We start from the raw sequence: 12,484 nt of genomic DNA on the forward strand, positions 1-12,484 counted from the left end.
GCTCTGGGCCGAGCGCGAGGCGCTCCCTGTAGCGACCGGGCTCCGCGTCGACGCGCGCGAACTCCTCATCTCGACCGTGGCCGAAGCTCATCCCGACATTCGCGAGAAATCGGCCGCCCCTTCGATCTGGCCGCTTTTAGCGGCGCTGGCCGTCGGCGGCACGTTTCTCTATTCAATCTTCACGCCCTGGGCGATCGTCTGGGGCGCCGCGCCAATCGCCATCACGTTGATCGGATGGTTCTGGCCCAAGGGCGATCCGGAGGACGAGGAATGAAGCAGCGCGCCGCCGCCGATCTTTCTGGCCTGCCCACCTTCGGGCACGGTCCGCGCAGCCCGACCTGGTGGGGCACGCTGGGTTTCATGGCGCTGGAAGGCACGGGCTTCGCGCTGGCGGCCGGCGCTTATCTCTACCTTGCGCAGTCATGGCCAGACTGGCCCCTCAGCGCACCGCGCCCGAACCATTGGCCCGGAACGATCGTCACCATTCTGTTCATCGTCAGCCTTGTGCCTAACCACATCCTCCACCGCTATGCCAAGCAATGTTCGATGGTGCCGGTGCGGATCGGGCTGATGGTCATGTCGCTGCTCGGCATCGCTCCGCTCGTCGTGCGCTGGTTCGAATTCCCGGCCCTCAACATCTATTGGGACACCAATGCCTATGGATCGATGCTCTGGGTGCTGCTCGGGCTGCACACCACCCATCTCATCACCGATGTCGGCGACACCATCGTGCTGACTGTGCTGATGTTCACGCGCCACGGCTATAGCGGCCGTCGCTTCGGCGATGTCGGCGACAATGTCTTCTACTGGGACTTCGTGGTCCTGACCTGGATTCCGATCTATCTGCTCATCTACTGGGTGCCGAGGCTAGGCTGAGATGCGTGCATTACGCCTGGGAACGTCTTGGGGTGGTCTTCTGTCAGGGCCGCTGGCGTGGGCGGTCTCGACACAGCTGAATTATGCGCTGGTGCCCTGGCAATGCAATCGCCAGGTGCCGGTCGTGCTTCCCGTGGCGCTGCTGCTCGTCTTGTTGTCGCTGCTCGGCGGGGCGCTGTCGTGGCGGGCGAAGCGGCGAGGCGGTGCCGCATTCAAGCCGAAGCGTACGCGCGCCACAGAGCGCTTCGTCGCCAATCTCGGCATGCTGTCGGCGTTGCTGTTTGCGCTTGTGATCCTCATGCAAGGCAGCGCGGCGCTGATCCTGGATGAGTGCCTGCGATGAATCTGGACGGGCTGTTCTCTACTTCCATCTGCTACGGCGCCGGCGCACCCGAGGCCGGGTGGACGCTCGCGCTGCCCATCACCCTGCCACTTGCCGTGCTTGCCCTGATATATGTCGTTGGAGCTGGCCGGCTTTGGCGGCGCAGCAGCCGCGGCAGGACTCTGCGGCTGCGCCAGGCTCTGCTGTTCACGGCCGGATGGGGCGTGTTGACGGCCGCGTTGGTCAGCCCGATTCATGCACTCGGTGAGCAGATCTTTGCGGCGCATATGATCGAGCATGAACTGCTGATGGCCGTGGCGGCGCCGCTGCTGGTCTCCGCCAGCCCGGCTGCGGCCTTGATGTGGGGATTTCCCGCCGGGGTCCGGCGCATTCTTGGAATGGCCGGGCACGGCAGATGGCTGAATGCGGTTTGGTCTTTCGTAACTCGACCGCTCAGCGCGACCATTGCCCACGGCCTGGCCATATGGATCTGGCACCTTCCGGCGTTGTTCGAGGCCGCGCTCGAACGCGGCGTGATGCACTATGCACAGCACGCGAGCTTCTTCGGAACAGGGCTGCTGTTCTGGTGGGTACTCTTGCCGCGTCCCGGCCGCCAGCATGCCTATGGGACCGCAGTGATGCATCTTTTCGTCACCTCGCTGCACACTGGCCTGCTTGGCGTGCTCCTGCTGCTCTGGCCGCGGCTCTGGTACCCGCAGAACGCGGTGGGTGCGGCACTATGGAATTTGAGCCCCCTGGAAGACCAGCAACTTGCCGGGCTGGTGATGTGGGTTCCCGCTGGACTGATCTATGGCGGCGCAGCGCTGCTGCTGGCCGCGCTGTGGATCAAGGCGAGCGGAAGGGGGGAGGCGGCGCATGCCTACGAGCTTGTCTAAGCTGCTTGCCGGCGCCAGCGCCGCGCTGGTGCTGCTCGTTGCGGGCGTGGCCGGAATGACCTGGTGGTCCGATCAGGCGGCGCGCATCCGCCACGAGGCGGAGGCGGCCACGGGAGGTGACATTGCGCGCGCCATGCCGATCATGACTGCGAATGGTTGTTCCGGCTGCCATACGATTTCGGGCGTGCCGGGCGCGCAAGGGCAGGTCGGTCCACGCCTCGACGCCAGTCTTGCTGACCGCACCTTTATCGGCGGCGGGCTGGCCAACAATCCAGAGAACCTGATCCGCTGGATACGATCTGCCAGGGAAATCAATCCGCGCACGGCCATGCCATCGACCCGAATTTCGGAGCAGCAGGCGCGCGATATCGCGGCCTACCTCTACGCTCTGAAATGATTGAGCGGTTCACCGTTTGACGGACAACGCCGACCCTTCTGAAGAGACCGATTGTCGTTGATCCAGGATCATTCAAGCTAGGTTTGACGCTGAGATGGATCGGAAATCCGTTCACGCACGGCGTGCTCGGTCTTGTCTGCTGTGGACTTCACGATCTCGCCGAGCTGATCGGCGATCGTGTCTGCTTCCATATGTTGCCGGCCAGCTTCCTGCTTGATGGTCTCATAGGCTTCGGCGGCGACCTGCTTGGCCTCGTCGAGACCCCTGTCGAGCATGGTTTCGGCGGTATCGCGAAGCTTTTCGCCATAGGCGCCTAGCTGCTCATCCTCCGTTGCGGTATGGGGCAACATTGCACCTATGGCGGCGCCGATGGCGAGACCCGCGGCCGCTATGGCCAAGGGCTGGTTCTCCAACAGATCTTGCGCGGAGCGGGCGGCTTTCGCCGCCATGTCGCCGGTCACCGATCTTGCAGTGGCCGTGCTGCCCGTCAAACCCTCCGCGGCGCTGCTTGCCGCGCTGGAAACGGTATCGCCGACGCTGGCGGCAGCCGATGACAGCGATGCGGCGGCATCGGAAAGCGTGCTGCCCAAGCCTCCACGTTCCCGTTCATCATGTCGTCCCGGCGCCGAGGGCATTGAGTAGCCAGCCGAACCGCGGGCGGTGTCTGCGGTACCACTGCCGAACATCAGCCAAGCCAGACCCGCGCCCACCATAGTGACCGGCAAAGGATTGTCTCGGACCTGCGTTCTGAGGTTGGCGAGCATGGCCGAACTCTCCCCTCCCGAGAACAGCCCGGTGAACTCATCCAGCAATTGTCCCGGCGTCATCCTGCCTCGAATGGATTCGGCGGTCTCCATCACCCGCGCACGGGCTGCCTCGGCCTCGCGTTCAAGTTCGGCTGCGGATTTCTCAGTCATCTCACTTGTTCCTTGATCACGCTCGCGTCGCGCTTGAGCTGTTCCTGGGTGCGGTCGGGGGTAAGTTCCGAAGGCGCCATGCTGGCCGTCCCGGTCCGCAGCAGGATAATGCCGAGGGCCGCCACGACCACGCCGACCAGCAGGGAAGACCACCCCGCGCCAAGTCCTGCCCGCGTCAGTGCAATAACGAGTGCCTGCAGCAACACCATTAGCGCGGCGAGCAAGCAGATCGCGCCGCCCAGCACTTCCGCGGCACCTGCTCCGGCTTTGGCAAGCTTTTCAGAAAGCTCGGCCCGAAACAGCCTGGCCTCGGTTTGCACCAAAGTGGTGACATTCTGGGCCAAGTCGGTGATCAGCCCGGCAAGGCTTGGGTTGTCCTGGGTGTTCATCTGTCCTGCTCCGCGCTCTGCATGGCCCCATCATCGCCGACGACGCCCGAATCCTGCGACCGATCAGCGGACCAACCCTGTGCCTGATCGGTGTGGGATTTGAGGTCTCCCGGCGCATCCTGAAATTCTCGACCCGCCGGCGGCGAGGCCTTGATGAACCGCCCGAGAGCCAATCCGGCCAATACCGATCCGGCAAGCAGGACACCGGGATTTTGCCGGCCAAAGGACTGCACGTCCTCCAGGACCTGGCCGAACGGCTTCTGTTTCAATGACGATGAAAGCCGCTCCAAGCCACCGGCAGCATCCAATGCGAACTTCGATGCGTTCCTTTCATCGTTGTTGGCCAGGTGATCACTGGCCGCGCGCAGTGCGCCGCCCAGCGCCGCCAGGCTCGATCCGATGTCGCGCTGCGCTTCCTGCGCCTTGTCGGAGATGACCTCCCTGGCTTCAGATGCATAGTCGCCAGCCTTGCGGGTCACCGTATCACGCGCGTCGTGAAGCAACTCGCTGGCACGCTCATTTTCCTGGCGAAGCCTTTCGGAAACGTCGCTTTTCGCCTTGTCGAAATCGGTGGGCTGTCCGCCCTGATCGTTTTCATGCTGCATGGGGCCACCTAGTGAAGACCGAGGAAGGAGAGGACCGCCAGCACGACAACGATAACGCCGATAAGATAGATGACACTGTTCATGTGCACGTCCTCCGTGGCTGTCCAACTTCGCGGAGCCGGCGATGTTCCCTAGGTGAAGCATTTATGTCGAAGCGGAAATGGAGAGCTTCGTCAGGCACGCACCAGTCACCAATGGGTCGCACTATCCCTCGTGCGGAGCGCCAGTTGCTCGGTACCACCGGGTGCGCCCGACTCCGCAGGAGCCGCTAGTAGGAGACAGCCGAGTGCCGGCTCCCTCCGGCATTGCTATCTTTGCCTATTCGGCTGCCCGCCTGTCGATCATCTGCTCGCTCTGGGCGCCGGAACTTGGCCGAGGCGGCGACAGCATGGGCTCCTCGCCCATTGGCGAACCGGCGACCAGGGAGAACTCGCCCTTGCCGTCCATCGACGGTCCTTCGCTCCAACGTCCCTGCGCTGGTTCGACACCTTCGACGAAGCAATTGATGAAGGCATAGGATACGTCCTGATGCTCCTTTTCCTGCGGGAAGGAGTTGGGGACCGGCAGAGACGCGTTCAGTCCGCCCATATCTTCGATTGCCGCGAGCCACTGCTGTTGGTGCATGGTGTCGCGCGCAATAAGGAAGGACAGCATGTCCTTCATGCCGGGATCGCTGGTCATGTTGTACAGGCGGGTCGCAAGCACGCGGCCGCTTCCTTCCGCGGTGACGTTTGCGACCATATCCGCGGCAAGATTGCCGCTGGCATAGACATGCGAAGCATTGAAGGGAACGCCGTTGGCGTTTTCAGGCAGTGCGGCCAGGCCGGTCGACAAGATATGGCGGAAGTTCATCCCGTTGAGGACCGAGCCGCCGACCGTGTCCGACGAGATGTCCTCCTGCAGCGAAAGTGGTGCACCCTCAAGATTGAGGGCGACCGCAGTCGCCAGCATTTCGATATGGCCGAGCTCCTCGGTCGCCGTGTTCAACAACAGGTCGCGGTATTTGGCCGGCCCGCGGCATCCCCATGCCTGGAAGAAATACTGCAAGGCCACGCGGATCTCGCCTTCTACTCCGCCGATGGCCTGCTGCAAGGCACGGGCAAAGACTGGATTGGGCGTTTCCACACGAACCGGGTACTGCAATTTCTTGTCGGTGTAATACATGGCTGACTCCTGGTTGGAAGTCAGCCGAACCTCAGCTCTGATGCATTGTTCCGTGCGAGGAACACTTAATTCCGGCAGGCTTTCCGCGGGAATGTCTCGGGCCACGGACGCTTATTCGCAATGCGAGCCGTCCAGTTCGTTGATGCAGTCGGTACGAGTGGCGCCGACCGGATCACGCGACCCTGGAAAGCAGAGCGACGTCACATCTGGCCAAGCCGTAGCGCCACCGATGATCAGTCGTGGCGACCCGGCTCTGATAAAACAGTGAAAGCTGGCTGCCTTCGATCATCACTGTCGAGTGGCCGTTCTCTCCCGGCTGGCCTGGTTCCAGCACCGGGCCGATCGAGACGTAAGGTCCAGCAACGTTATCCGCGATGGCAAAAAACACGCGTTGCCGGTTCCCGCGAAGGCCATTGGGCAGAAAGCAAGTGGCATTGAGAAGCACGCGACCGTCCGGCAATTCGACCAGTTGTGCGCCCTCAATGCCCCATTCATAGTCGGGATCCTCTCTTGTGTTGTGGTGAGGCACATCATTGTGGTCGAGGATCTTGCCGATCCGCTTCCAGGGACCGAACCATGAGTCGGATTGGCTGCGTGCGAGATAGATGTCGGGCTGCGGCACCCTGGTGAATTTTGGCATGGCGGAATAGACGAGGTAGCGCTTGCCGCCAATAAGTGCGGGATGCGGATCGTAAATGCCATCTTCCTCCGTGTCCGGGATCGCGAGGATTGCGGGGCTAAGAACCACCCACTGGAACCCGTCATTGGAAACCGCATGCTCGCAGCGGCCGCCAGACTTCATGAACTCGGTCTGGATGAACATGTGAAAGACGCCGCTTTCGTGGATGACCCCCGGAGCCGCAACACCACTCCCATTGATTGGAAGCTCGATCGACTGATGCTCGGTCCACGGCCCATAAAGGTCCGGCGCCGTGGCGTGCAGTATCGTCCACGTCTCGGTGGTCACCGTGCCGCTCGAGCCGAAGACGTGCCACAGGCTGCCATCAAAGACGGGGCAAGGGTCCTTGAGGTCATCCACGCTTTGCGGATGAAACAGCGGAAAAACGTTGGTCGCAAAGTCGATCTTCATATCAGCCCCGGAATTCGCCTGGCACGGACTCGCCAGCGATGCGGGCGAATCAACTTGATGTCCTGCGCATTTTATAGCCAGCGACTTCAACGCAAATACGGCAGGTCCGTTCTCCACCGACATTCCGCCGTCGCTCACGCTTTCAAAGCCCGGCGATGCGCGGCGAGCGTTCTCAGCTTCGCGGAAATATGGTCGCATTCGTCATCCGAGCGGTGACCGAGAGCTCTTCACTTCACCTTGGAACAACTCACGCGCTGGAAAGTTAGGAGCTGGCATCGAAGTCTATTTCTCCTCGATCCGCGCTTAACAAATGTTAGTCGTAACATAAACGAAAGATTACGGGAAGGAACATCTCAATGGAAGCAGCCTTGGGCAGGGTATCCGCCAGTAAACACACAGGCAGGGAAAATCTACTGGTTTGCTTCTCCCACTTGCGATGGAATTTCGTTCATCAACGGCCGCAGCATATCCTCACCCTCGCATCCGAGCAGCAGAGAGTGGTCTACTTTGAGGAGCCTGTTTTCGAAGAACTGCCACAGCCGCAGATGCGGACGAGCGAGGCATCGCCAAACATCCTGATCGTGACACCAGTGCTGCCGCTCGGCGCGTCGGCCGCGAAATCAGATGCCGTGCAGCAGAGGTTTGTTCAGCAGATCATAGCTTCTATGCCGCACAGCCGGCTGATCGCCTGGTATTACACGCCGATGGCTCTCCGCTTCACGGAGTTTCTTGACCCAGACATATGCGTCTACGACTGCATGGACGAACTCTCCGCTTTCAAGAATGCGCCGCCCGAACTGGCGCAGATGGAAAAGGCACTTCTGCGCCGCGCCGATCTCGTTTTCACCGGTGGTCTGAGCCTGTTCGAGACCAAGCGCCGCCTGCATCAGGCTATTTACCCCTTTCCGAGCAGCATCGACGTGAAACACTTTCACAAGGCTAGGCTGCCAGGAAAGGACCCAGCCGATCAGGCCGGCATTCCTCACCCGAGGGTGGGGTATTTCGGCGTCATCGACGAGCGGCTGGACGCCGGACTCGTGGCGCTAGCGGCGCGGACGATGCCGGACGTGCATTTCGTCATGATTGGCCCCGTGGTCAAAATCGATCCTGCAATCCTGCCGAAGGCCGACAACCTGCATTGGTTGGGTGCCAAGGCCTACTGCGACCTGCCCGATTATCTGCGCCATTGGGATGCCGGGTGGATGCCGTTTGCACTCAACGAAGCGACCCGGTTCATCAGCCCAACCAAGACGCCAGAGTTCCTGGCTGCGGGCCTGCCCGTAATCTCGACGGCGATCGTTGACGTCGTGCGCAGCTACGGCGCTGCTGGACTGGTGGAAATCGCCGACAGTGACGACTTGGAGAGCAAGCTGCGCTCCATGCTTTTGCGACCGCGTGAGATGCTGCTGCCGCAAGTCGATGCCTATCTGGCTGACATGTCGTGGGAAAGAACATGGACGGCCATGGCCGCTCACATTGAGGGCGCCTACCGACGCAAGAAGGTCGTCCCGTTGCGCAGGAGCGCATAGCCATGTTCGATTGGCTGATCGTCGGCGCGGGGTTTGCCGGCAGCGTGCTTGCCGAAAGAATAGCCTCGCAGCGTCATGAAAGCGTTCTCTTGGTCGATCGCCGCAGCCATGTCGGCGGCAACGCCTATGATTGCTATAATGAAGCCGGCATCCTCATCCACCGCTATGGGCCACATATTTTTCACACCAACAGCCAGTCGATCGTGGACTACCTCTCCCAGTTCACCCAATGGCGCACATACGAGCATAGGGTTCTGGCGGCGGTGGATGGGATACTGCTCCCCATCCCGATCAATCTCGACACGATAAACCGCCTTTATGGCCTCGAACTGAATTCTGCACAGTTGGAGGAGTTCTTCGCGTCGCGACGCGAAACGGTAGAGGACGTGCGAACGGCCGAGGATGTTGTCGTCAGCACCGTGGGACGCGAACTCTACGAAAAATTCTTCCGTGGCTACACCAGAAAGCAATGGGGCGTGGATCCGAACCAGCTGAGCAAATCGGTGACGGCACGAGTGCCGACCAGAACCAACCGCGATGACCGATATTTCAGCGACAGCTTCCAGAAGATGCCTGCCGGCGGATACACGAGGATGTTCGAGCGCATGCTCGACCATCCGAACATCAAGATCATGCTGCAGACCGACTTCCGCGAAATTCGTGACGAGATACCGTTCAACCGCCTGATCTATACCGGCCCGATCGACGAGTACTTCGGCTGGCAGCTGGGGCGTCTTCCTTATCGTTCGCTCCGCTTCGAGCACGTCACCCTCGACCAAGAGCAGTTTCAGCCGGTTGCCGTCGTCAACTATCCCCAGACGGAAGATTACACCCGCATCACCGAGTACAAACATCTGACCGGCCAGCAGAACGCGCGGACCAGTCTGACCTACGAATATCCCACCGATATCGGGGACCCGTACTATCCGGTGCCGCGGGCCGAAAACGAAGAGCTCTTCAAGCGCTACGAAGCGCTTGGCGCAACCTGTCCCGACGTGTGGTTTGTCGGTCGACTGGCAACCTACCGCTACTACAACATGGATCAGGTGGTCGGGCAGGCCCTGGCAACCTTCGCCCGCATCCAGAAGAGCGTCCCGGAATGGGCGAGCGCGGGGAAGGCGTCGTTGGCCCAAGGGGCGCTGTAGCTCGCCCACCCGGACGTACCTGGGAGCATCGAGCGTGGCAAGGCGGCGCCGACAGGCGCTCGCAACATCCCTCGTGCCGCTCATGTATTAACGCGTCAGGTTCGCCGTGAACAAAGCTCGCTGGCGGGCCAATTCCTCCGCGATGGGCTTGCGGACGTGCCGACTGCCGTCCGCCTGGACGACCGAAAACAATCCCACCTCCGCATGCCGCGAATTGTCCCAGCCCGGATAGGCGGTTATCGGATATAGGCAAATACCTTCGATCGGCGCTTCGAGGTCAATTGCGGCACGCACCTCGTCGCAGACATAATGGAGCCACGCCGCCCCGCCTGATCCCTCGGAGCCGGTCTCGGCGATGAACATCGACTTGCCATATCGATGCGCGACCTCGATCAGCATCTCGGATAGGGCACGGTACTCGTGGTGCCCCATGGGAATCGTCGGCCCGTTGAGGTACCACTGATTGTGCGGGTAGAAATTCAGGCCAACGACATCGACAACATCGTCGCTGCCCCCCAACTCAGGCTCTGCCCGGCCCAGCAGCATGTCGTAAGCTTCGAACTGTCCGAGACGGGCATTTTCAGCCCGACGCCGTTCGGTCCGCGTCCGGTCGCGAGGGGCAATGTGGATAAGCGGCTCGGCCCAGACAAATCTGCAAGCGGGATCGACCTCGCGCATCGCGCGAACGCCAGCTATTGCAGCTCTCACGAGGTGCCTCTTGAACCATCCCCGCTTCTTCGGGCCAACGCGCGGGAAATAGCCAACCTCAACAGCCCAGGCGAAAAACGAGATTTCGTTGATCGGGCACAACAAAGGCGCTGTACCGGCGATTGAACGATGAACCCTCACAGCTTCTGCAGCGAACGAGGCATAGGCATCGATGAAATGCATCGACCCTTGATCAACGTGGTCTGGACATCCGTAGTGGAAGATGTCCCAGATGACCTGGACACCTGCCGATTGCGCTGCTTCGACCATCGGCGTCCAGCTTGACCAGTCATAGTTTCCAGGAGCGGTTTCGATGAGGTGCCAGCGCAACCCGTCGCGGACGGTACGAAGACCGAGTTCGGCGCAACCGCGGTAGTCGCCCAGGGCGTGCAAATAATGCGAGGTCGCACGGATAAGATCGAGGCGGACGCCGTCCTTGCGCCGGTGCGACGAGCACTCAAAACCAGCCATGAAAAAACTGGCGAAGGGCGACGTGCCCGCAATCGAAGTCACCTCATTGCCTTCGCTGTGTCGTGCTTCGCTCATACGAAGTCTCCTGCAGGCATTTGGGCTCAGTCTCGGCTGCCGAATGCAGATCGAAGCAGCCATGAGCAATCCGGCTGCCGTATCTCATCCGCCAGGCTGCACTTTCGTCCTGTGCTTAACGGGATGGTTCCAAACCGGATGATCGAGCCTTTGTTCCCGTCGACCCCGTCAGAGGCAGACAGCAGCCAGGGAAGAAGCTGCGCGAGGCAAGTCGGGGGTCAGGCACATGCCGTGATCGGATCATCCAACGCTCCGACGAAGGCAGGCGACAGTCCGTTCAAATTTCGACTTTCCAATATCGATCATGCAGGCGAGAGGGACGCGGCCCGTCGCGTCAAGCCGCTCCATCGATCTTTGCCGGCAGAGCGTGCGCCATTCAGCTCAAGCGGGAACATCGGCTACGTCAGCAAGTTTGATCGCCATAGCAAGGGGCCGCAGGGCGGGCGCGCAGATGAGACATCTGGTCAAGGAAATCCTGGTCGAGATCGCTGAAATCCTTCCAGCGATGGCTCAAAAGGGCGACAATTCGGCCGAAGCACTGCCTGTCCATGCGCCGAACTTCCCCCACGATCTGGAGCCGGTTATCCGGGCAGACCCTTCCTGCGAGGTGCCATCGCAACGCGCCGACGATCGGCATAAATCAGTCGCAGTTGAGCAAGCCGCAAGCTGTATGGAGGGATACGGCGCCGGCTCGGATGATCTTACCTTTGCCAGTCACTGCAGATGAATCCACGGTCAAGGCTCACGCCTCTGACGGGGACCACGCACGGCGTCGAGTGCCGAGCGAACGGCTTCAACGTTTGAGGTGTGGGGCCGGGCTTACGGCCTGAAGATCAACGGCGGTTGGCCTGCGCCTCTTCATCGCGCCATCGCTTCGGTCCGCCTGCGCTACGCGGCACAGTCGCGCGTGAGCCAAACCGTACCCACGGGTCAATCTCTTCTCCCAAGAAGGCCGCGCCATGGAGGGACCAATAGCGCGGCCCGGCCGAGGTATGACCCACTAGCCTTCGTCGGATGCCAGTGACAATATCCCACCAAGCGCCACCTGCAGCAGTTCCCTTGGACGGTCCTGTTCTGGCAATGAGATGATCCAGCCATAAGGTGCGCGGCTCAACAGCCTCTACCCCGTAGCATGTCTTTAAAGTGGCTTCTTCGAAGTGCGCTCCGGAGTGCAGCAGCCACATCACACGGGTTTTGTCGTCGACGCTGCCTTCTAAAGGCGCGTGGTAGCGGGAGCAGTCATGACACCCTCCGATGGGGCGGAAGCATGTTCTTCGCTCACAGCCGGCGGAGCCCAGAAACTACCGCCGCGAGAGCAATAATATTTTCAGTCGAGATCATGTGACCGGCAGAAGCGTTCTAGTGCCTCTCTTTCAGAAATCGGGCTTCACGAAGCAGCGAATTCCAATCCGTGCCGATAAGCTTGATCAGACCGCGCGCATCCGGCTCTGAAATACCGACTTCTTCAGACAGACGTCGGGCAAGCAATTGCTGATTGCCCTTTTCGACTCGGCCATCGCCATCCTTTTTCATTGGGTTCCTCCTTTGGGAAGCCAACTTGCGGAATGACCTTTCGTTTCACGAAACAAGAAAAAAGCCCGCGTCCGATTCGCGGCAGCGAGGATAGCGCCATTCGCTAGGGACTGTCGCAGGCGGTGCAAAGCAGGTCCACCTGGGGCGATCCAACACCACACACCTTCGATAACGTACGCAAACCGGTCCCAACAGAACCTGCGCGAAACCCATGCAAGCCGCGCCGAAACGCCCCGCAGCCCCTCAGAATTAATGGGGATTGGCATCGGTGGTGTGTTTTGGGACGTGGGCGGTCAGGGGGGTCTCCTGACCCCCATGTTGAGGAAATGCTTCGGTCCGGGGCCGCCACGGTCCTCGAACGTAGCGA

The 12,484-nt window shown here is 60.9% G+C and carries 14 protein-coding genes and 1 pseudogene; 8 read left to right on the forward strand and 7 right to left on the reverse strand.

The window, feature by feature from the left end:
- From EN990_RS27115 to EN990_RS27135, 5 genes and pseudogenes are all read left to right on the forward strand, one after another.
- Positions 1–274 (forward strand): annotated as a pseudogene (locus EN990_RS27115) (cytochrome c oxidase subunit 4); the annotation flags it as partial.
- A complete protein-coding gene (locus EN990_RS27120; RefSeq protein WP_013525139.1) occupies positions 271–876 on the forward strand; it encodes a cytochrome c oxidase subunit 3 in 606 nt (201 codons plus the stop codon). The pseudogene EN990_RS27115 and the gene EN990_RS27120, both read left to right, overlap by 4 nt.
- A gap of 1 nt (position 877) precedes the next feature.
- Positions 878–1,219 carry a hypothetical protein gene (locus tag EN990_RS27125; RefSeq protein WP_063170778.1) on the forward strand — a complete coding sequence of 114 codons (342 nt, stop codon included), beginning with the start codon at positions 878–880 and terminating at the stop codon, positions 1,217–1,219.
- Positions 1,216–2,094, forward strand: coding sequence for a cytochrome c oxidase assembly protein (locus tag EN990_RS27130; RefSeq protein WP_127368834.1), 879 nt, complete (start codon positions 1,216–1,218; stop codon positions 2,092–2,094). Before EN990_RS27125 ends, EN990_RS27130 begins: the two co-directional genes overlap by 4 nt.
- On the forward strand, positions 2,075–2,491 hold the full coding sequence (locus EN990_RS27135; protein ID WP_027161878.1) for a c-type cytochrome: 417 nt from the start codon (positions 2,075–2,077) through the stop codon (positions 2,489–2,491). Before EN990_RS27130 ends, EN990_RS27135 begins: the two co-directional genes overlap by 20 nt.
- 77 nt (positions 2,492–2,568) lie before the next feature.
- Here EN990_RS27135 and EN990_RS27140 read toward each other — a convergent pair whose 3' ends face one another.
- The 5 genes from EN990_RS27140 to EN990_RS27160 form a co-directional block, all read right to left on the reverse strand.
- Positions 2,569–3,348 (reverse strand): hypothetical protein, encoded by a 780-nt coding sequence (locus EN990_RS27140; RefSeq protein ID WP_245460950.1) that lies wholly within the window; start codon positions 3,346–3,348, stop codon positions 2,569–2,571.
- A gap of 56 nt (positions 3,349–3,404) precedes the next feature.
- Positions 3,405–3,797, reverse strand: a complete 393-nt coding sequence (locus EN990_RS27145) for a phage holin family protein (RefSeq protein ID WP_013525134.1) — start codon at positions 3,795–3,797, stop codon at positions 3,405–3,407.
- Positions 3,794–4,402 (reverse strand): hypothetical protein, encoded by a 609-nt coding sequence (locus EN990_RS27150; protein WP_127368832.1) that lies wholly within the window; start codon positions 4,400–4,402, stop codon positions 3,794–3,796. The genes EN990_RS27145 and EN990_RS27150 overlap by 4 nt, the downstream gene beginning before the upstream one ends.
- Positions 4,403–4,720: 318 nt before the next feature.
- Positions 4,721–5,566 carry a manganese catalase family protein gene (locus EN990_RS27155; protein ID WP_013525132.1) on the reverse strand — a complete coding sequence of 282 codons (846 nt, stop codon included), beginning with the start codon at positions 5,564–5,566 and terminating at the stop codon, positions 4,721–4,723.
- A 172-nt stretch (positions 5,567–5,738) separates the two neighbouring features.
- Positions 5,739–6,854, reverse strand: coding sequence for a hypothetical protein (locus EN990_RS27160; RefSeq protein WP_164752036.1), 1,116 nt, complete (start codon positions 6,852–6,854; stop codon positions 5,739–5,741).
- Positions 6,855–7,012: 158 nt separating this feature from the next.
- Here EN990_RS27160 and EN990_RS27165 point away from each other — a divergent pair, with 158 nt between their 5' ends.
- Together EN990_RS27165 and glf are read left to right on the forward strand one after the other, a co-directional pair.
- Positions 7,013–8,185 (forward strand): glycosyltransferase, encoded by a 1,173-nt coding sequence (locus tag EN990_RS27165; protein WP_127368831.1) that lies wholly within the window; start codon positions 7,013–7,015, stop codon positions 8,183–8,185.
- 2 nt (positions 8,186–8,187) lie between these two features.
- On the forward strand, positions 8,188–9,330 hold the full coding sequence (gene glf / locus EN990_RS27170; protein ID WP_127385351.1) for a UDP-galactopyranose mutase: 1,143 nt from the start codon (positions 8,188–8,190) through the stop codon (positions 9,328–9,330).
- Positions 9,331–9,417: 87 nt separating this feature from the next.
- Here the strand turns inward: glf and EN990_RS27175 are convergent, their stop codons facing one another.
- Positions 9,418–10,584 (reverse strand): beta-glucosidase, encoded by a 1,167-nt coding sequence (locus tag EN990_RS27175; RefSeq protein WP_127369771.1) that lies wholly within the window; start codon positions 10,582–10,584, stop codon positions 9,418–9,420.
- A gap of 451 nt (positions 10,585–11,035) precedes the next feature.
- On the opposite strand from EN990_RS27175, the gene EN990_RS27180 reads away from it, so the two are divergent.
- Positions 11,036–11,311 (forward strand): hypothetical protein, encoded by a 276-nt coding sequence (locus EN990_RS27180; RefSeq protein ID WP_013525127.1) that lies wholly within the window; start codon positions 11,036–11,038, stop codon positions 11,309–11,311.
- Positions 11,312–11,943: 632 nt separating this feature from the next.
- Here EN990_RS27180 and EN990_RS27190 read toward each other — a convergent pair.
- Entirely contained in the window at positions 11,944–12,117 is a 174-nt protein-coding gene (locus EN990_RS27190) for a hypothetical protein (RefSeq protein WP_013525125.1), read from the reverse strand.
- Positions 12,118–12,484: the final 367 nt, after the last annotated feature.

The organism is Mesorhizobium sp. M7A.F.Ca.US.005.03.1.1 (assembly GCF_003997975.1).
In the GTDB taxonomy this organism is placed as follows: Bacteria; Pseudomonadota; Alphaproteobacteria; order Rhizobiales; family Rhizobiaceae; genus Mesorhizobium; species Mesorhizobium ciceri.

Coding starts and splice junctions, on each gene's coding strand:
- EN990_RS27190 (WP_013525125.1), bottom strand. CDS start 12,117: ATGAAAAAGGATGGCGATGGCCGAGTCGAAAAGGGCAATCAGCAATTG.
- EN990_RS27145 (WP_013525134.1), bottom strand. CDS start 3,797: ATGAACACCCAGGACAACCCAAGCCTTGCCGGGCTGATCACCGACTTG.
- EN990_RS27160 (WP_164752036.1), bottom strand. CDS start 6,854: ATGCGACCATATTTCCGCGAAGCTGAGAACGCTCGCCGCGCATCGCCG.
- EN990_RS27125 (WP_063170778.1), top strand. CDS start 878: ATGCGTGCATTACGCCTGGGAACGTCTTGGGGTGGTCTTCTGTCAGGG.
- EN990_RS27120 (WP_013525139.1), top strand. CDS start 271: ATGAAGCAGCGCGCCGCCGCCGATCTTTCTGGCCTGCCCACCTTCGGG.
- EN990_RS27165 (WP_127368831.1), top strand. CDS start 7,013: ATGGAAGCAGCCTTGGGCAGGGTATCCGCCAGTAAACACACAGGCAGG.
- EN990_RS27155 (WP_013525132.1), bottom strand. CDS start 5,566: ATGTATTACACCGACAAGAAATTGCAGTACCCGGTTCGTGTGGAAACG.
- EN990_RS27150 (WP_127368832.1), bottom strand. CDS start 4,402: ATGCAGCATGAAAACGATCAGGGCGGACAGCCCACCGATTTCGACAAG.
- EN990_RS27130 (WP_127368834.1), top strand. CDS start 1,216: ATGAATCTGGACGGGCTGTTCTCTACTTCCATCTGCTACGGCGCCGGC.
- EN990_RS27180 (WP_013525127.1), top strand. CDS start 11,036: ATGAGACATCTGGTCAAGGAAATCCTGGTCGAGATCGCTGAAATCCTT.
- glf (WP_127385351.1), top strand. CDS start 8,188: ATGTTCGATTGGCTGATCGTCGGCGCGGGGTTTGCCGGCAGCGTGCTT.
- EN990_RS27140 (WP_245460950.1), bottom strand. CDS start 3,348: ATGGAGACCGCCGAATCCATTCGAGGCAGGATGACGCCGGGACAATTG.
- EN990_RS27175 (WP_127369771.1), bottom strand. CDS start 10,584: ATGAGCGAAGCACGACACAGCGAAGGCAATGAGGTGACTTCGATTGCG.
- EN990_RS27135 (WP_027161878.1), top strand. CDS start 2,075: ATGCCTACGAGCTTGTCTAAGCTGCTTGCCGGCGCCAGCGCCGCGCTG.